Annotated in this window: 20 protein-coding genes; 13 read left to right on the forward strand and 7 right to left on the reverse strand. The window is 34.9% G+C overall.

Annotation, left to right across the window (positions count from 1 at the left end; all coding sequences use genetic code 11):
• Position 1 precedes the first annotated feature (1 nt).
• Positions 2–754, forward strand: coding sequence for a type 1 glutamine amidotransferase domain-containing protein (locus BLT04_RS03165; protein ID WP_089753583.1), 753 nt, complete (start codon positions 2–4; stop codon positions 752–754).
• A 106-nt stretch (positions 755–860) separates the two neighbouring features.
• Entirely contained in the window at positions 861–1,325 is a 465-nt protein-coding gene (locus BLT04_RS03170) for a PPC domain-containing DNA-binding protein (RefSeq protein ID WP_228421896.1), read from the forward strand.
• A gap of 108 nt (positions 1,326–1,433) precedes the next feature.
• Here BLT04_RS03170 and BLT04_RS03175 read toward each other — a convergent pair whose 3' ends face one another.
• From BLT04_RS03175 to BLT04_RS03185, 3 genes are all read right to left on the reverse strand, one after another.
• A complete protein-coding gene (locus tag BLT04_RS03175; protein ID WP_089753587.1) occupies positions 1,434–1,877 on the reverse strand; it encodes a carboxymuconolactone decarboxylase family protein in 444 nt (147 codons plus the stop codon).
• Between the two features lie 6 nt (positions 1,878–1,883).
• Positions 1,884–2,315, reverse strand: a complete 432-nt coding sequence (locus BLT04_RS03180; RefSeq protein WP_089753589.1) for a DoxX family protein — start codon at positions 2,313–2,315, stop codon at positions 1,884–1,886.
• Between the two features lie 63 nt (positions 2,316–2,378).
• The gene (locus BLT04_RS03185; protein WP_089753591.1) at positions 2,379–2,951 is read right to left on the reverse strand and encodes a Crp/Fnr family transcriptional regulator; all 573 of its coding nucleotides are present in this window, start codon (positions 2,949–2,951) and stop codon (positions 2,379–2,381) included.
• A 65-nt stretch (positions 2,952–3,016) separates the two neighbouring features.
• Here BLT04_RS03185 and BLT04_RS03190 point away from each other — a divergent pair, with 65 nt between their 5' ends.
• Complete coding sequence (locus tag BLT04_RS03190) at positions 3,017–3,382, forward strand: DUF1304 domain-containing protein (RefSeq protein WP_089753593.1); 366 nt, start codon at positions 3,017–3,019, stop codon at positions 3,380–3,382.
• A gap of 19 nt (positions 3,383–3,401) precedes the next feature.
• Here BLT04_RS03190 and BLT04_RS03195 read toward each other — a convergent pair whose 3' ends face one another.
• Positions 3,402–3,869, reverse strand: coding sequence for a thioredoxin family protein (locus BLT04_RS03195; RefSeq protein ID WP_089753594.1), 468 nt, complete (start codon positions 3,867–3,869; stop codon positions 3,402–3,404).
• Positions 3,866–5,938: a TonB-dependent receptor plug domain-containing protein gene (locus BLT04_RS03200; protein WP_089754226.1), complete on the reverse strand. Its 2,073-nt coding sequence runs from the start codon at positions 5,936–5,938 to the stop codon at positions 3,866–3,868. The genes BLT04_RS03195 and BLT04_RS03200 overlap by 4 nt, the downstream gene beginning before the upstream one ends.
• A gap of 121 nt (positions 5,939–6,059) precedes the next feature.
• Here BLT04_RS03200 and BLT04_RS03205 point away from each other — a divergent pair, with 121 nt between their 5' ends.
• The 7 genes from BLT04_RS03205 to BLT04_RS03235 all read left to right on the forward strand — a co-directional run bounded on the left by BLT04_RS03205 (position 6,060) and on the right by BLT04_RS03235 (position 13,958).
• On the forward strand, positions 6,060–7,247 hold the full coding sequence (locus BLT04_RS03205; RefSeq protein WP_089753596.1) for a homogentisate 1,2-dioxygenase: 1,188 nt from the start codon (positions 6,060–6,062) through the stop codon (positions 7,245–7,247).
• Positions 7,248–7,409: 162 nt separating this feature from the next.
• Positions 7,410–8,684, forward strand: coding sequence for an acetyl-CoA hydrolase/transferase family protein (locus BLT04_RS03210; protein ID WP_089753598.1), 1,275 nt, complete (start codon positions 7,410–7,412; stop codon positions 8,682–8,684).
• A gap of 125 nt (positions 8,685–8,809) precedes the next feature.
• Positions 8,810–9,592, forward strand: a complete 783-nt coding sequence (locus tag BLT04_RS03215; protein ID WP_089753600.1) for a hypothetical protein — start codon at positions 8,810–8,812, stop codon at positions 9,590–9,592.
• Between the two features lie 244 nt (positions 9,593–9,836).
• A complete protein-coding gene (hppD, locus tag BLT04_RS03220) occupies positions 9,837–10,967 on the forward strand; it encodes a 4-hydroxyphenylpyruvate dioxygenase (protein WP_089753602.1) in 1,131 nt (376 codons plus the stop codon).
• Positions 10,968–11,035: 68 nt separating this feature from the next.
• The gene (locus BLT04_RS03225) at positions 11,036–11,500 is read left to right on the forward strand and encodes a hypothetical protein (protein ID WP_089753604.1); all 465 of its coding nucleotides are present in this window, start codon (positions 11,036–11,038) and stop codon (positions 11,498–11,500) included.
• Between the two features lie 208 nt (positions 11,501–11,708).
• The gene (gene fahA, locus BLT04_RS03230) at positions 11,709–12,956 is read left to right on the forward strand and encodes a fumarylacetoacetase (protein WP_089753606.1); all 1,248 of its coding nucleotides are present in this window, start codon (positions 11,709–11,711) and stop codon (positions 12,954–12,956) included.
• A gap of 180 nt (positions 12,957–13,136) precedes the next feature.
• Positions 13,137–13,958: a flavin reductase family protein gene (locus BLT04_RS03235; protein ID WP_089753607.1), complete on the forward strand. Its 822-nt coding sequence runs from the start codon at positions 13,137–13,139 to the stop codon at positions 13,956–13,958.
• 59 nt (positions 13,959–14,017) lie between these two features.
• Here BLT04_RS03235 and BLT04_RS03240 read toward each other — a convergent pair whose 3' ends face one another.
• Positions 14,018–14,230, reverse strand: coding sequence for a hypothetical protein (locus BLT04_RS03240; protein ID WP_089753608.1), 213 nt, complete (start codon positions 14,228–14,230; stop codon positions 14,018–14,020).
• Positions 14,231–14,331: 101 nt separating this feature from the next.
• Positions 14,332–15,171, reverse strand: coding sequence for an alpha/beta hydrolase family protein (locus BLT04_RS03245; RefSeq protein ID WP_089753611.1), 840 nt, complete (start codon positions 15,169–15,171; stop codon positions 14,332–14,334).
• 198 nt (positions 15,172–15,369) lie between these two features.
• Between BLT04_RS03245 and BLT04_RS03250 the strand changes: the two genes are divergently transcribed.
• From BLT04_RS03250 to BLT04_RS03260, 3 genes are read left to right on the forward strand one after another with little or no spacing between them, the layout of a single operon-like run.
• Positions 15,370–16,143 carry a HipA family kinase gene (locus BLT04_RS03250; RefSeq protein ID WP_089753613.1) on the forward strand — a complete coding sequence of 258 codons (774 nt, stop codon included), beginning with the start codon at positions 15,370–15,372 and terminating at the stop codon, positions 16,141–16,143.
• On the forward strand, positions 16,130–16,513 hold the full coding sequence (locus BLT04_RS03255; RefSeq protein WP_089753615.1) for a DUF3037 domain-containing protein: 384 nt from the start codon (positions 16,130–16,132) through the stop codon (positions 16,511–16,513). The genes BLT04_RS03250 and BLT04_RS03255 overlap by 14 nt, the downstream gene beginning before the upstream one ends.
• Before the next feature lie 22 nt (positions 16,514–16,535).
• Positions 16,536–17,558, forward strand: a complete 1,023-nt coding sequence (locus tag BLT04_RS03260; protein WP_089753618.1) for an alpha/beta hydrolase — start codon at positions 16,536–16,538, stop codon at positions 17,556–17,558.
• Positions 17,559–17,648: the final 90 nt, after the last annotated feature.

A 17,648-nucleotide genomic window follows, 5' to 3' on the forward strand; every position in this document is an offset into this window, starting at 1 on the left:
TATGAAAAAATTAGCATTTTTACTGCTCACCATCTTTACGATAGGATTCGTACAGTCACAAACCAAAAAATCTAAAAATATGAAAAAGAAAATTTTATTTGTCGTTACAAGCCATGACAAAAAAGGTGATACAGGTGAAGAAACCGGATATTATTTAGGAGAAGTTTCGCATCCCTGGGAAGTGCTTCATAATGCCGGTTACGAAATCGATTTTGTAAGTCCGAAGGGTGGAACACCGCCTGTTGACGGCTTTGATTTAAAAGATCCCGTAAATAAAGAATTCTGGGAAAATAAAGAATATAAAAGCAAAATTGACAATTCCATGACACCATTACAAGTCGATCCAAGTGAATATTCTACCATATTTTATGCAGGCGGTCACGGAGCGATGTGGGATTTTGCAGACAACACAGAATTATCAACAATTGCTTCAAAAATTTACGAAAACGGTGGAATTATAGCCGCAGTTTGTCACGGACCTGCCGGTTTGGTTAATATTAAACTGAACGATGGTAAATATTTAGTTGACGGTAAAAAAATTAATGCTTTTACCAATGAAGAAGAATCTGAAGTGAAACTGACGAATGTTGTCCCATTCCTTTTGGAAGATAAATTAAAAGAAAGAGGTGCCAAATTTGAAAAATCAGGGCTTTGGCAGAATCACGTCGTGAACGATAAGAGAGTGATTACAGGACAAAATCCTCAGTCTGCAAAAAGTGTGGGTAAAGAGATTTTAAGAGCATTAAATAAATAATATTTTGTTGATCTATTGCTGATTTGGTGTAAAAATTTCATTATAACATTTAAATTAATTTATTATGAATATTTTGAGAATAATTCTTCTAATTACAATTTTTACTATGAATACAATTTCAGCACAACAAAAAGAAAATTGCCGTTATATCAAAACGCCGACAGGTTATCTGATGGTACTCCGACAAGGTGACGACGTAATTTCAAGCATTGAAAATCTTGCGAAATCAGAAAATATTCCCTCTGCTAGCTTTACAGGAATAGGTTTTGCATCGGAAGTTACTTTTGGGTTTTATGATTTTAATGCCAAAAAATTTAATCCAAAAACATTTAACAAAGTAGAAATGGGAAGTCTTACAGGCTCTATTGCCTGGAATGAAAAAGAACCCTCAATACACATTCATGGTGTGGCAACTGATGATAAATTTAATGCTTTTGGCGGGCATATTTTATCTCTTCATGTAGGAACGGGCTCTATGGAATTATATATTACATTGAATGATCAAAAGCTAGAGCGAAAAATCGAGCAGCCTTTGAATGCTAATGTCCTGCAGCTGAATTGTCAGCAATAAATTATTCATTACAATTTAAAAAATAAAGGAAAATTTTCAACATCATAATAAGGAAAAGCGCTTCTCAGTTGGAGAGCGCTTTTTTAGTAAATAACCTTAACTCAAAAATTATTTTGCTATTGGCAAATGTGTGCTGATCCCGATTCGGTTCCAGGCATTGATCGTGATGATTGCCATAATAATTTGGGCAATAGTAGCTTCGTCAAAAACTTGTTTTGCTTTGTAATATGTTTCTTCAGTTAAGCCTTTTTGGCTGATCAAAGTAATCTCTTCGGTCATTTCCAAAATTACCTGTTCTTCTTCAGTGAAAAACTCTTTTGCTTCTCTCCAGGCATTCAAAAGGAAAATTCTCTGTGGAGTTTCTCCATATTTCATCGCATCTTTTGTGTGCATATCTAAACAAAAAGCACATCCATTAATCTGTGAAGCTCTGATTTTAACCAGTTCTTTCTGGATTTTATTTAATGAAATATTCTGAAGATATCCTTCCAATCCCAATAGTGCTTTGTACGCGGCTTTGTCTGTCGTAGCCATGTCGAATCTTGTGCTCATACTATTTTATATTTTTTTAGTTAAATTATCTATTGTTAATGAATATTTTTCCTGAACTGCCAATAAAAAAGCACCTGCACTTCCCACCCAAACCGAATAATCCAGAGGAACTTTTGCCCCCAAACAAATTGTCATCGATAATGCAAAAATTAATAATAAGACTCCGGCTCCGTAAGCTGCAATCCTGGTTTTAAATCCTAAAATCAGCATCAGAGGAAAAAGTATTTCAAAAAAAGTTGCTGAATAAGCAGAAAAAACACTTAAACTTTCGGGAAGAAAAGAAGTGATTTGTCTCGTATATTTTTCAAAATTCCCCCAGTTTCCCCAGGTTGAATTTTTACCCCAACATCCGAATCTGTCGGCAACCGCAGAAAGCATCGTCACTGAAATTGCCAGTCTTAAAAATAACTGTGGGAATAAACTTTTTTTGTCTGTCATGATATTGGCTTTTTATTACATGACAAAGTTGCGACTTCTACATTGTAAAAATCTTAAACTGGTTTAAGAACGTAATTTTGCCCTGATTTCACTCAGATATTCGGGCGTAAAACCCAGATAAGAAGCGATCAGATATTGTGGGATTCTTTGAATAAATTCGGGATACTGCGTACTGAAATGCACATACAATTCTTCCCTGCTCATTTCATATAAATAACGGATTCTACGTTCAGAAGCGGCATAAGCTCTCTGGTAAATCATTCTGAAATACCGTTCCATGACGGGATGTTTTTTTAATAATTTTTCCTGAGACTGAAGATCAATCATTAAAATGGTAGAACGTTCAACCGCCTGGATACAAAAATCTGATTTTATTTGTCTTTCATATGCGAACGTATCTGTAATCCACCAGTTTTCTATGGCAAATTCCGTAGTGTTTTCCACGCCTTTTTCATTAATGAAAAATTTTCTGAGACAACCTTTTACAACAAAATATATAGATTTACAAATTTCGCCATCAAGCATCAGATTATGTTTTTTTTTCACATCCAATATTTGAAAAAAAGAGAGAACAGAAGTATATTCTTCTTCACTGATATTGATAAATTTATCTAAATGTTCCTTAAAAGTATCCATTTTTGAAATTGTGTAATCAAACTTAACTTTATTTTTTTAGTTTTACAATGACAAAACAATAAATCATGGAAATCGTTGCAAAAATTTTGATCGCATTAGTCGCCATAGAGCATATCTACATTCTTTGGATGGAAATGTTTGCGTGGGAAACAAAAGGAAAAGAAGTTTTCAAAACTGCATTACCCGCAGAAATGTTTAAGCCTACGAAAGGTCTTGCGGCTAATCAGGGACTTTACAATGGTTTTCTTGCGGCAGGATTGATCTGGTCTTTCCTCATTGAAGATCCGAAATGGCAAACTAATGTTGCCTTATTTTTCTTGAGCTGTGTAGCCATTGCAGGAATTTATGGTGCAATTTCCGCAACGAAGAGAATATTTTTCGTTCAGGCTTTGCCAGCTATTTTGGCGATTATTGCTGTTCTTTTGAAATAATTTTCTCATCTGTAAAAAACTACAAAGCAGAGATTTCCAACAATTTCTCTCTCATTTTTTCAGGTTTAAGCTGCCCTTCATGAAAATAAACCAAATTCTGATTCTTATCTAAAATAATCCACAACGGATAAACAGGCTGATTTTTATTTTTAGACAAAGCCAAAGCCAGCTCATGGATTCCGGAATTTCCGTTGGGTAAATAATTAAATTCTTTTCCTTGATAAATGATTTTCTCTTTTGTTTTTTCCGCTTCAAAATTGATGAAATAAAAATCTTCATTGATCATTTTAACCAATTCTTCATTTTTATTTAATTGAAAAGATTCGATCTTACAAACTGTACACCAATCCGTATAAAGATGAATAATAACAGGCTTTTGTATTCCTTTTTGTAAATTTTCAAGTTCAGAAAAAGTGCCTGTTTTCATCTGTGAAAGACAAAAACAAGGCACTAACATTAAGAATAAAAATATCGTTAAATTTTTCATTTCAAAGTATATTTTACCCCCATAAATCCTCTGATTTTCTGCATCGGAGCAAATCCGTAAGTCGTATCAAAAGTGTAATGATTCGGGTTATTAATTGGATCATTAACCAGCTGGTCAAAGGGATCAAAAGGTCGCATCAACGGATCTTTCGGAGTGAAATTGAACAGATTTTTAATTCCGCAATACACTTCAAATCCCGATTTGAAACTTTTTGACAACTGAATATTCGCCAACGAATAAAACGGAGAATATTCCGGTCGGTAGTCGTTCGGTAAAACAGGCAATCGCATCGGTCCGTAAAACTGTCCTGTAAAATCTACCGTCAGATTATTTGAAAATTTATAGGTCAAACTGTACGTTCCGCTCCATTTTGGGGCATGAAGTTGTTGAACTTTTTCATTTTCTCCATCAAATTTCTGATACACATCAAGATAAGTCACGCCTAAATTAATACTCAACGGAAAACTAAAACTGTAATCCACATTCATTGAAGCTCCCCTTGAAATTCCGTACCCATGAAGATTATCGTAAATAATTTTCTCAGGATCCGTATCAAAATCTCCGACAATTTTATTGCTGAAATGGGTATAAAATGCAGAAGCATCAACATTAATCAAACGATCTCCGACAGGAATTTTCCAGACATAATTCAAATTTCCGTTGATGGATCTTTCAGGTTTTAAATTTGATTTAATCACGACTTCACGAGAACCCGTCAATGCTGCATGATCTTCTGTAAATAAATTCACCACCCTGAAACCCGTCCCAAAATTGAATCGCAACGTATGATAAGGATTCGGAGAAAATTTCCATGCAAAGCGCGGTGAATGTACAGAATGATGAATTTTATCATAATCAAATCTGTAGCCTAGCAACAGTGTATTTTTTTCGTTAATTTCCCACTGATCCTGAATAAACGCCCCAAAAATGGGTGATTTTATCGGTTCGTTTGTGAAGCCGTCTGCCGATAAAGTTCCGGGAGTATTATCATCATAAAAAGTTTTCTTGTAAGTAATTCCTGTGATCAAATCGTGATTTCCGAGTTTTTTATCCCAATATGTTTGCACAAAAGCCACTTTTTGTGTCGCATTAAACGGATTACTTCCATAAAAAGAATTTTGATCATGAAAATTATACGAAAATTGGGTAATAATATTTTCTTTCATCGGCCACTGATACATCCCGAAAGCTTCTACTCTATTGGTATAAATGCTTTCTCCATACACTTCACTGCTTCCGCGATATGATCTGTTCCACTGCATTTCGCCGCCGAAACGGTCTTCATACAAATACCTCAAAGCAAAACTTGCCAGTCGGTTTTCTTTTCTCTGGAAATTCCATTTATTGAAAACTGAAACTCTGTTTTGTAACGCCGCATCTGTGAAATTATCTTTATTTTCATCGAATCTTTTTTCGTAATTGAAATAATTCAAACTTAATAATGAAGCGATTTTTTTTCCAAAATTAAATTTCGTTGACAGGTCCACATTATTTTCAGCCCAAGTTGTGGTCATGAGATCAATACTCAATTTCGGGGCGGTCAAAGCATTTTTAGTAATAATATTAATGACCCCTCCCATCGCTTCCGAGCCATAAAGAGATGAAGCAGGACCTTTTACTACCTCAATTCTGTCAATCAGACTATTGGGAATACCACTTAAACCATAAACGGTGGAAAGCGAACTTACAATCGGCATTCCGTCGATCAAAATCATTGTGTAAGGTCCTTCCAATCCGTTGATGTGAATATCTCCCGTATTACAAACCGAGCAATTTAACTGAGGTTTTACACCATTTACCATCGCAATCGCTTCAAAAATATTGGGCGTCGGATTTTTCTGGAAAAATTTTTGACTGTAAATTTCCACAGCAACCGGGCTTTTTGATCTGCTGATCGGTTTTATGGTTCCGGTAATAACAACGTCATCGATTAATTTTGTTTTTATCTCTTTTTTACCTGAAATGTTAACCGAATCAAGCTTTTTCGATTGATTTAAATCTAAACTATCCACTTTCTGTGAAAAGCAATAGCCTGAAAAAAAGATTACAGAAAATAATATTCGCCTCATGAAATTAAAATTGTTAGACAAAGCTAACATTTATTTTTGAAACAAAAAACTTTCCACAAAAATCTCCGAAAAATTATTCATCAAAAATTATTAAATTTGAGAAACCAGATATAAGAGTAAAATGAGATATCATCAGTCGGGAAATATCCCACCAAAAAGACATACGATTTTCAAATCTCCGGAAGATAAGTTCTATTATGAACAGCTTTTCGGGACAGAAGGTTTTCACGGAATTTCTTCCTTGTTGTACCATATTCACCGCCCGACTCAGATAAAATCGATCGGTGAAGCGAAAGATGTGGCACCGAAAATTGCCGTTGATAAAAACGTGACGCCAAGAATGTTCAAGGGAATGAATGTCACTCCTGAAGACGATTTTATGGATAGCAGAAAGTTTTTGATGGTAAACAATGACCTTAAAATGGGATTGTCAAAACCTAGAAAATCAATGGATTATTTCTACAAAAACGCAGAATGTGACGAGCTTTTATATGTTCACAACGGAAGCGGAATTTTAAAAACTTTTGTTGGAAATCTTGATTTTTCTGTTGGTGATTATTTAATTATTCCGAGAGGAACGATTTATCAGGTTGAATTAAATTCTGACGACACCGTTTTCTTTGTGGTAGAAAGCCATTCTCCGATTTATACTCCAAAAAGATACAGAAATGAATTCGGACAGCTTTTGGAGCATTCCCCGTTCTGCGAAAGAGATATCGTCGCACCGACTTTTCAGGAACCAAAAAATGAAAAAGGAGAATTTTTAATTAAAGTAAAAAAAGAAAATCAAATCACTGATTTCATCTACGCAACGCATCCGTTTGATGTTGTAGGTTGGGACGGTTATTTTTATCCTTATAAATTTAATATCAAAAATTTTGAACCGATTACGGGCAGAATTCACCAGCCACCACCGGTTCACCAGACTTTTGAAGCGCACAATTTTGTGGTTTGCTCGTTCTGCGCGAGAATGTATGATTATCATCCGATGGCCATTCCGGCGCCTTACAATCACTCCAATATTGATTCTGATGAGGTTTTATTCTATACGGAAGGAGATTTTATGAGCCGTAATCACATTGATTTAATGGATTTTACACTTCACCCGGGAGGAATCGTTCACGGACCTCATCCAGGTGCGATGGAAAGAAGTATCGGTAAAAAATTCACTGAGGAATATGCAGTGATGGTTGACCCTTTCCGTCCTTTAAAACTTACGGAAGAAGCATTAAAAGTAGAAGATCCTTCCTATAAAACTTCATGGCTTGAAGAACAGGATAAAACAATGGGAGACCGTTCTCAGGAATAAAAAATAATTTAAAAATAACAGAAAGGGCTGGATGTAATGCATTCAGCCCTTTTTTATTTATTAGATTTAATTAAAACATGACAAATATCTGAGAATATTTGGACTTCATAAAAACAATATAAACTATCTTTAAGACTAAGAAAAATTCATAAAAAATTCAATATGCATAATTACATCAGCGCAGAAGAAGCTATTTATACCATCAAAAGTGGAAACCGTGTTTTCTTTCACGGAAGCGCGTGTACTCCAAATTATTTAATTGATGAACTGGCAAGACAATCTCACCGACTGGATAATGTAGAAATGGTTTCCATTACCCAACAGGGAAATGTGGAGATCGCAAAACCGGAGTATAAAGACAAATTTTTTGTTAATTCCCTGTTTGTATCTGCACCCGTTCGTGATGCCGTAAACTCCGACAGAGGAGATTTTGTGCCTGTATTTTTAAGTGAAATTCCGATTTTATTCAGAAAAAATATTTTACCGCTTGATGTGGCTTTGATTACTGTTTCGCCGCCTGACAAGCACGGATTCTGCACCTTGGGAACTTCCGTAGATGTCGCGAGAGCTGCGGTTGATACAGCAAAAATAGTTGTTGCTATCGTCAATCCTTTAATGCCGAGAACCCACGGCGACGGAATGATTCACATCAGCAAAATTCATAAATTGGTTTGGCATGAAGAAGAGCTTCCGACGATAGATTACGGAGCAAAAGTCGGTCCTGAAGAAATGCTGGTCGGAAAAAATGTCGCAGAGCTTATCGAAGACAAATCTACTTTGCAAATGGGAATTGGGACCATTCCTGATGCGGTTTTAAAATGTTTGAATAATCATAAAGACTTGGGCGTTCACACCGAAATGCTCAGCGATGGCGTGATTGATTTGATTCAAAATGATGTCATCAATAATAAATTTAAAGGTTATAACGATAATAAAACGGTCACAAGCTTCTGTTTCGGAACGAGAAAACTATACGATTATGTTGATGATAACACGGTTTTCTCATTTGATGATGTAGGAACTGTCAATTTTCCTATTAATATCATGAAAAACAAAAAAATGGTTGCTATTAATTCTGCTATTGAAATTGATCTGACCGGGCAAGTCTGCGCAGATTCCATCGGGACGATTCAATACAGCGGGATTGGCGGCCAAATGGACTTTATGCGAGGTGCTGCTCTGAGTGAAGATGGAAAACCGATTATTGCAATAACTTCAAGGACTAAAAAAGGGGTTTCCAGGATCGTTCCATATCTCAAGCAGGGCGCCGGAGTTGTCACGACAAGGGGTCATATCCATTATGTTGTTACCGAGTACGGAACGGCTTATTTATACGGAAAAAATCTGCGTCAAAGAGCTCAGGAACTGATCAGTATTGCTCATCCCGATGACAGGGAAATGCTTGAAAGAGCAGCTTTTGAAAGATTTAAACATTAAATTTATCTGCCTGAAAATTTTATATCCAATAAAAAAACGTACTTTTAACTTAATATCCTGAAAACATAAAAAAACCTCAAGTTTTTGGCAGTATTTTTGGATAAAAACGTTTTAAAATTTGGAAATTGAAGACTATATATAATTCGATAAGGGACGAAGTTGTAAAACATTCTAAAGTAAAAAACTCAGTTTTAGGGAATGTTAATGAATGGAAAAGAAGCCATTATATTATTCTTTCCGAAATCATAAAAGATGAATTATCTGAAGCTGAGGAGCTGAAAGGAGGAAAAAAATTCGAGATAGGAAATACTATTTCGCACGTCACGCTACAACGCTTTTTCGAGAACGATTATCAGGACAAAACGCATAATGATCTTAGGTTTTTAAAGACTTTGGATAAGATATGCATATTTTTAGGCTATAAAGATTTAAATGCCTATATCCAGTTTGTAAAGGAGAAAAAACAGGAAAAAGAAAATGACAGTGACCATGCTTTTCTTACAAAAATGGTGTACGATTACTGCGCCACCGTTTTTGAGTTTTACAAAAATTTCCCAAATCATAAAACAGAACTTTTCAAAGAATTGGTTTTTGACGGATCTCCTTTTCTGGAAAGAGCATCACAATTCAGCAAAGAATTATGTGACAGGGATTTTCAGTTGGTCACAAAAAATAACCGATCGAATTATGAAGTTTTCGATATTAATATCCTGACTGATGGGCCGGATAAAAAAGTATTAGAATCTCAGGAATTCTGGAATCTTTTATTTAAAGTTGGCGAAACCGGTGAAGAACATTTTGTAAATCAACTGAATACACAAATTTATTTTATCCGTAAAATAAACAACGTCTGGAAAATCTGGGACAATTATAATCCCGATGCGGGAAGATTAAATAAAAAGATATGAATAATAAAAGATGAAAGCCGCAGAAATTTCTACGGCTTTCGTTTTTCGAAATATTTTTTTCCACTTGTCTTTGTATGACAAATGTAGACAACATGATCTTAAAATAAGAAACTTAAATATACTTAAATGAACTCTTTTTCAACGTTATGTTAACTATGATGAATCATTCACGGTTTATATTTTCTCCATTTACAAGTTTTTCGTAATTTGCATTCCCATAAATATAAAGTAAAAATAGAAAAATATGTCAACACTTACATTTGCCGAGAAAATTGCTCAAGCAGAGAATTTTTTGCCCATTAATGGCACAGATTACATTGAGTTTTATGTAGGAAATGCTAAACAGGCTGCTCATTTTTATAAAACCGCCTTCGGTTTTCAGTCTGTAGCATACGCTGGTCCTGAAACAGGAGTAAGAGACCGCGCATCTTATGTTCTCCAACAAGGAAAAATAAGATTGATCTTAACGACCGGTCTTAAATCTGATTCACCAATCAGCGAGCATGTAAAAAAACACGGTGATGGAGTGAAAGTTTTGGCACTTTGGGTAGACGATGCTTATGCGGCTTTCGAAGAAACTACAAAAAGAGGCGGAAAACCATATTTAGAGCCGGTAACGCTAACTGACGAGCATGGTGAAGTAAAAATGTCCGGAATTTACACGTACGGAGAAACTGTTCATATGTTTGTTGAAAGAAAAAACTATACAGGCCCTTTCATGCCCGGTTACCAGAAATGGGAAAGCGCTTATCAGCCTGAAGATGCAGGTTTATTATATGTAGACCACTGCGTAGGAAACGTAGGCTGGGACAGGATGATCCCGACGGTAGAATGGTACGAAAAAGTAATGGGATTTGTCAACATCCTTTCTTTTGACGACAAACAGATCAATACAGAATATTCTGCTTTGATGTCTAAAGTAATGTCAAACGGAAACGGGTTTGCAAAATTCCCTATCAACGAGCCGGCAGAAGGTAAGAAAAAATCTCAGGTAGAAGAATATCTTGATTTCTACGAAGGTGAAGGTGTACAGCACATTGCCGTTGCTACAAAAGATATCATCCACACCGTAACCGAGCTTAAGAAGCGTGGTGTAGAGTTCCTTTCTGCTCCGCCGGAAGCTTATTATGACATGGTTCCTGAAAGAGTTGGCCATATCGACGAAGATCTTAAGAAATTACAGGACTTAGGTATACTTATTGATCATGATGAGGAAGGATATTTATTACAGATCTTTACGAAGCCTGTAGAAGACCGTCCTACTCTTTTCTTTGAAATTATTGAAAGACATGGTGCTCAGAGCTTTGGTGCAGGGAATTTTAAAGCATTGTTCGAAGCATTGGAAAGAGAGCAGGAAAAAAGAGGAAATCTTTAATTTAAAATACAATCATAAGTTTTGTCAGGATGAAAAGTCTTGACAAAACTTTTTTATAAACACATTATATGAGAAAATTATTATTCGGAATGTTATTTTTTGGAGCAACATTGGGTTTAAAAGCACAATACGGATCATTAAATGATATTCTTACCCGCCTTGAAGAAAGAAAAGGCCTCAACCAACATCTGGAAAACGTTAATATTGACAACAAAAAATTTATTTTCATTAAAAATTTTGAAGATCACACCGAAAGGGATTTTATTATCATTAAAGGAAATACGGTAACATATGTAGAAGTTTTTGATGATAAAGTTTCCGGAGAAAGCAGCTCAAATGTTTTCACAGGCGATATTATCCGAAAAAAGAACATCGTTTCCCTAAGAGCCAATATGCTTGAGAATAAAAAAGTTCCTATTCCGGTAACCAAAACTTTATTGCTGACACAGCAGGATAATATTCTATATCTGATTGATGTCAACAAAAAAGACCGTTGGATTGATGAAGAATCTTTCTCAAAAACAAAAAAATAAAATATTTTGATTGTCATTGCGAAGCGCGTAAGCGACGAAACAATCTCATATAAAACACTAAAAACACAAATATTTTTCACAAAAAAACACGAATTTATCAATAGTGTCATTTGTGAAAAATAGTAGTGGGATTTGTGTTATAATATCAAATATTCAACAGTAAAATTGTAACCGATTTATTTTTTAAATCTAAACTAAATTAAAAATTATGAAATCATTTGTAGAGTATTCCTCAAATTCGGATTTTTCAATTCATAACATTCCTTTTGGAGTAGCGGTTTTTAACAAAGAATATATCGGATGTTGCACAAGAATCGGAGATCAGATCGTTGATCTTGCGACGTTGTACGATCTTAGTTATTTTGAAGACATTGAAGGGCTTATCGACAATGTTTTTGAAGCTTACACCCTAAACGAATTTATCGAGCTTGGAAAACCAATAACGAATGCCGTTCGTTTAAAAATTCAGGAATTATTACTGGAAGGTTCTATTCTTTCAAAAGACGAAAAAACTATTGAAGACGCCTTCTATGACCTAGATAAAGTAAAAATGATGATGCCCGTTCACATCCCGAATTATACGGATTTTTACAGCAGCATCGAGCACGCTACCAACGTCGGAAAAATGTTCCGCGATCCCGCTAATGCATTGTTGCCCAACTGGAAACATTTGCCTGTAGGCTATCACGGAAGAGCTTCATCGATCGTGGTTTCAGGAACGGATATCAACCGTCCGAAAGGTCAGACAAAACCTGCAGATGTTGAAAAACCAATCTTTGGGCCTTCAAAACAATTGGATTTTGAAATGGAAATGGCTTTTATAATCAATAAAAACACGGAAATGGGCGAAAGTATTTCTACAAAAGATGCTGAAGACGCTATTTTCGGAATGGTGGTTTTTAACGACTGGTCTGCAAGAGACATCCAGTCTTGGGAATATGTTCCGTTAGGACCATTTTTGGCTAAAAATTTCGGTTCGTCAATTTCTCCGTGGGTGGTAACCTTAGAAGCTTTAGAACCGTTCAGAACGGCTTCTCCTGCGCAAGATCCTGAAGTTTTAGAGTATCTGAAATTTGAAGGCGACAAAAATTATGATATTAATTTGGAGGTTTATTTACAGCCGGAAAACGGTGAAGAAAACTTAATCTCTGAAAGCAATTATAAATTCATGTACTGGAATATGACCCAGCAATTGGCGCATCACACTGTAAACGGCTGTAATGTAGAAGTTGGTGATTTATATGCCAGCGGAACGATTTCCGGAAGTGATCCAAAATCTTTCGGCTCCATGCTTGAACTGACCTGGAGAGGTCAAAATCCTTTACAATTAAAGAACGGACAGGAAAGAAAATTCATTGAAGACAATGATACTGTAACGATGAAAGCCTGGGCCGAAAAAGATGGTGTGAGAGTTGGTTTTGGTGAGGTTTCGGGTAAAATTATTCCTACAGTTTAATTATAAATTTTAATATTAGATGCTTCGACTCTGCTCAGCATGACATCGCTACAAATTTACTGCTAAAAAAACATTACGTTTATAACAGTTAGTATTAGAAATGTCATGCTGAGTCTGTCGAAGCATCTTTTTAGCATAATTTGAATACCTACGTTTAGTTAAGTATCAAAAACAAACAACATGAAAACAGTAATACCATCCGAAATATCCCCTGTACAACTACAGCTTGTCATGCAGACTGCCGTTTCACCGCGGCCGATTGCATTGGCTTCAACGGTTGACAAAAATGGAGTTATTAATTTATCGCCGTTCAGTTTTTTCAATATGTTCAGTACAGTTCCTCCGATTTTGATTTTTTCACCATCGAGAAGAGTTCGTGACAATACGACAAAACATACATTGCAAAACGTTTTGGAAACTTCAGAAGTAGTAATCGGAACGGTAAATTTTCCGATTGTACAGCAAATTTCTTTGGCTTCAACAGAATATGGTGATGGTGTAAATGAATTCATCAAATCTGGCTTGACAATGAAAGATGCTGATTTGGTTAAGCCTAAATTAATCGAAGAATGTCCTGTAAACTTTGAATGTAAGGTTTTAGAAATAAAACCATTAGGAGATCAGGGAGGTGCCGGAAATTTGGTAATTTGTGAAGTTCAGAAAATTCATATCAGAGAAGAATATTTGGATGAAGAGGGAAATTTAGATCAGGCAAAACTGGATATGGTAGCCCGTTTAGGCGGAAACTGGTATTCGAGAAATAATGAAGAAAATCTTTTTGAAGTCCCAAAGCCATTGGTAACAAAAGGAATAGGCTTTGATCTTCTTCCCGACGCCATCAAATACAGCAAAGTCTTTACAGGAAACGATTTAGGAATGCTTGCCAATGTAGAAGTTTTACCTTCTGAAAATTGCCATGATGATGAAAACATCCATCAAAATGCTCAGAAACTATTGCTGGAAAGTAAAATTGATGAAGCCTGGAAAGTTTTAATTAAATAATTTTAATTATATTTAAAAATAAAAGGAGTGAAAAATTTTCACTCCTTTGTTTATTTCATTTAGTAACAGCATTGCCAACGCCCATTAGCATCTTTACTCTCTGTGCCAAAATTAGGAGACATACATGGCGGTACAATACATCTGCCTGATCCATCACTCAAATAATTTTTATAGCATCCGCTTGCGCATACTAAAACTTTTTCTCCCCCTTCAATTTGCTTTTGAGCTTCTCTGCTTAATTTCTGACCATTTTTTAAATTTGAATTTTTCATAATAATTATAATTTTTGGTTATTAATATTTTTCACTAATATATGAAAAATTAAATATAAATTACATCAATATTGGAATTCAATAAGCTACAGAATACTCAATTACATTTTTTCTTTGATAAATTCAATAGATTTTTCAACGGCTTTATTCAGATCTTTAGGTAATTCTTGCTCCTCCCAAGGCTCTTTTGCTCCAAAAGTATGATTGGCTTTTTCAATTAAAAACAATTCCGAAAATGGATTTAAAATATGAAGATGTTCGGCATTTTTCACACTTACACTTTCATCATTTGTCCCATGTATGATTAAAAAATGTGCTTTTGCCATTTCCGCTGCCCTTTCGACATCAAAACGGTGCTCATCTTTTGCAAAATCCTCATAAAACTGGTAATAATGTGGCATTTCCTGTTTTGTTCTTCCGTTTAAAACATAATAAACACCTTTCTCCTTCCAATTTTCCAACGCTTCATCTTTTGGAAAACGTTCTAAAGTATCGACGCTTGCCAAGGTAATCAATCCGTTAATTCTTTCATCCTCAAAGGTTTTAACAATAGAAATTCCTCCTCCCCGACTGTGCCCGATTAAAATTATTTTTTGATCATCAACCTTGGGATCATTAACAAAATAATCAATAACCACTCCTAAATCAGAAAGTTCTTTTGAGTAATTATTATTTCCAAAAGCTTCCAGATCAGCAAAATTATGAGGATCTTCAACTGTAGTTCCGTTATGGGAAAAATTAAATTTAACAAAGAAAAAACCGGCTTCTGCAAACTTTTCAGCCATCAGATTCCATGCGCCCCAATCTTTGTAACCTTTGTAGCCGTGAACGAAAATTACCAACGGTAGCTTTTCATCTGTTTCAGTATAATACGCATCTGCAAGAAAATCTCTGGTTTCAGGATTTGAGATGATAATATTTTGCTTTTTTGTGATATGCATATATTTGTTTATAATTTGTTAAATGTTTTTTTGTCATTTCGACGAAGGAGAAATCTTTATATTTAATAAATTCTTCACTACACTTCTCTTCGTTCTAAATGACAAACGTACCTCAAAAAGAGATTAATCAAAATGATTTTTCACTTTAAAAATATTAAAAATAGAAGTAAACACAAAGTAAAATCTTATTTTTGCGATATGTTGGATTTAAGAACGGTAACTGTGATGCGTTACATTTTGCCACTTCGCGAGGGAGGCTCTCTTCCGGCGTTGGCAGAAGCTGATGATGATTTTAAATATGTATTAAAATTCCGTGGTGCAGGTCATGGAGTTAAAATGTTGATTTCAGAGCTTTTAGGAGGAAAGATCACCGAAGTTTTGGGATTAAAAATTCCTGAATTGGTTTTCGTGAATCTTGATGTTGATTTCGGAAGAACTGAAGCTGATGAAGAGATTCAGGATTTACTGAAGTCTTCAGAAGGTTTAAATTTAGGATTACATTATCTTTCGGGCTCGATTACGTATGATCCGAGCGTGAAAATTGATCCGTTTCTGGCTTCAAAAATTGTCTGGCTGGATGCCTTTATCACCAATATCGACCGCACTTTCAGGAATACCAATCTTTTAATGTGGCATAAAGAATTATGGATAATTGATAACGGTGCATCTTTTTATTTCCATCATTCGTGGCAGAATTTTGATGCGGCGGCAAAAACTCCGTTCAAATATGTGAAAGATCACGTTTTATTGTCTCAGGCAAAAATGCTGGATGAGGCCGATCAATTTGCAAAAAAAGTATTAAATGATACCGTTTTCAGGGAAATAGTTAATTTAATTCCCGAAGATTGGCTGCATTGGAATGACGCCGATGAAACGCCTGAAGAAATCCGTGAAATTTATTTTAATTTTCTGAAAACACGGCTGGAAAATTCTGAAATCTTTTTAAACGAAGCCAAAAATGCAAGAGGATAAAATTTACGAATACGCTGTAATACGCTTGGTTCCTAAGGTTGAAAGAGAAGAATTTTTCAACATTGGCCTTGTCATGTTTTCAAAAAAAGAGAAATTCATTAAAGTTGACTATTATTTATGTCCTGATAAATTCAGATTAATGCACAGCAAGCTTGATTACGAAGACATTATTCAAAATCTTGAAAGCTTTCAGAAAATCGCCAACGGCGAAAAAGACGGCGGACCGATTGCCCATATGGAAATTCCGGAGCGTTTTCGTTGGCTGACGGCAGTCCGAAGCTCTGTTGTACAAACTTCACGACCTCATCCCGGAAAATCAAAAGACCTGGAAAAGACTTTTGGTAAACTTTTTGAAGAGTTAGTAAAATAACGGTCACTTCAAAAAATATTCTATGAAATCATTCAATAATAGTATAATTTACAGGTTTTCAATGAACCTGTTTTTTATTTTAATTTTAAATTTATTCAGCCTAAGCTATTCTCAACCTCCAATTAATGAATCTAAACTTCCTCCAAGTACTATTCTCCCTGAGAAAACAAATTTTTTAAAAGATATTTCCTATAAAAACGACAATGCAGGAAATCCTATGCTCTTAGATATTTATAAACCGAAAAATTCGACTTCTGAAAATCTTCCGGTTGTAGTTTATGTACATGGCGGAGCATGGGCAAAAGGCGATAAAACCGTAAGAGCCAACAGTTATATTGAAAATTTTATTTTAAAATTAGTGAAAAAAAATTACGCTGTTATCAGTATTGATAATACTTTGGTGAGTGAAACGGTTCATTTTCCATTGCCTATTCAGGACACAAAAGATGCTGTAAGATGGGTAAGAAAAAATGCGGAAAAATATCATTTTGATGCCAATAATATCGGTTATTTCGGAGCTTCATCGGGTGCGCATTTATCAATGCTTGCAGCCTATTCTAATGATAACGAGTATATCGGAAGCTCTGAGCTTTCATCTTATTCCGGAAAGGTGAATTATGTGGTCAGTAATTTCGGGCCGACAGATTTAAATAAACTTTTACATACAAGATTAGGCAAGGTTCCAGTATATATTGTCGGACTTTTCTTTAAACCGATCGTTGAAATCAGACAAAAGTTAGTATTTGGAATTTCAGGATATGATATTAAAAAGGATAAAAGAAAAGCGGTTGATTATTTGAAAACAGTTTCTCCGATAAATTATGTTCAAAATGGAGTTCCAACCTTTATTCTTCATGGAGATAAAGATAAAGTTGCCCCTATCAATCATTCAAAAAAGTTGGTCAAAAAACTTAAAAAGCAAAATATTGAGACTTCATTAATTGTCGTAAAAGATGGTGTTCATGGTTTTGGAACAACTGATAAAGCCTATATGAATCAGCTTAATGATGAAATGGTCAATTTCATTATTTCACACAAAAAATAAGTTTTGAAATTAGTTTGAATTACAATTTTAGTAAATATTTAAAATTAAACATGATTTAATATTTAAAATTTAACTAATTAAAGTTTACTG

Source organism: Chryseobacterium soldanellicola (assembly GCF_900100115.1).
Taxonomy (GTDB): domain Bacteria; phylum Bacteroidota; class Bacteroidia; order Flavobacteriales; family Weeksellaceae; genus Chryseobacterium; species Chryseobacterium soldanellicola.

Bases quoted from the DNA above. Each gene is read 5' to 3' on its own strand.
- BLT04_RS03165 (WP_089753583.1), top strand. From the start codon at position 2: ATGAAAAAATTAGCATTTTTACTGCTCACCATCTTTACGATAGGATTC.
- BLT04_RS03170 (WP_228421896.1), top strand. From the start codon at position 861: ATGAATACAATTTCAGCACAACAAAAAGAAAATTGCCGTTATATCAAA.
- BLT04_RS03175 (WP_089753587.1), bottom strand. From the start codon at position 1,877: ATGAGCACAAGATTCGACATGGCTACGACAGACAAAGCCGCGTACAAA.
- BLT04_RS03180 (WP_089753589.1), bottom strand. From the start codon at position 2,315: ATGACAGACAAAAAAAGTTTATTCCCACAGTTATTTTTAAGACTGGCA.
- BLT04_RS03185 (WP_089753591.1), bottom strand. From the start codon at position 2,951: ATGGATACTTTTAAGGAACATTTAGATAAATTTATCAATATCAGTGAA.
- BLT04_RS03190 (WP_089753593.1), top strand. From the start codon at position 3,017: ATGGAAATCGTTGCAAAAATTTTGATCGCATTAGTCGCCATAGAGCAT.
- BLT04_RS03195 (WP_089753594.1), bottom strand. From the start codon at position 3,869: ATGAAAAATTTAACGATATTTTTATTCTTAATGTTAGTGCCTTGTTTT.
- BLT04_RS03200 (WP_089754226.1), bottom strand. From the start codon at position 5,938: ATGAGGCGAATATTATTTTCTGTAATCTTTTTTTCAGGCTATTGCTTT.
- BLT04_RS03205 (WP_089753596.1), top strand. From the start codon at position 6,060: ATGAGATATCATCAGTCGGGAAATATCCCACCAAAAAGACATACGATT.
- BLT04_RS03210 (WP_089753598.1), top strand. From the start codon at position 7,410: ATGCATAATTACATCAGCGCAGAAGAAGCTATTTATACCATCAAAAGT.
- hppD (WP_089753602.1), top strand. From the start codon at position 9,837: ATGTCAACACTTACATTTGCCGAGAAAATTGCTCAAGCAGAGAATTTT.
- BLT04_RS03225 (WP_089753604.1), top strand. From the start codon at position 11,036: ATGAGAAAATTATTATTCGGAATGTTATTTTTTGGAGCAACATTGGGT.
- fahA (WP_089753606.1), top strand. From the start codon at position 11,709: ATGAAATCATTTGTAGAGTATTCCTCAAATTCGGATTTTTCAATTCAT.
- BLT04_RS03235 (WP_089753607.1), top strand. From the start codon at position 13,137: ATGAAAACAGTAATACCATCCGAAATATCCCCTGTACAACTACAGCTT.
- BLT04_RS03240 (WP_089753608.1), bottom strand. From the start codon at position 14,230: ATGAAAAATTCAAATTTAAAAAATGGTCAGAAATTAAGCAGAGAAGCT.
- BLT04_RS03245 (WP_089753611.1), bottom strand. From the start codon at position 15,171: ATGCATATCACAAAAAAGCAAAATATTATCATCTCAAATCCTGAAACC.
- BLT04_RS03250 (WP_089753613.1), top strand. From the start codon at position 15,370: ATGTTGGATTTAAGAACGGTAACTGTGATGCGTTACATTTTGCCACTT.
- BLT04_RS03255 (WP_089753615.1), top strand. From the start codon at position 16,130: ATGCAAGAGGATAAAATTTACGAATACGCTGTAATACGCTTGGTTCCT.
- BLT04_RS03260 (WP_089753618.1), top strand. From the start codon at position 16,536: ATGAAATCATTCAATAATAGTATAATTTACAGGTTTTCAATGAACCTG.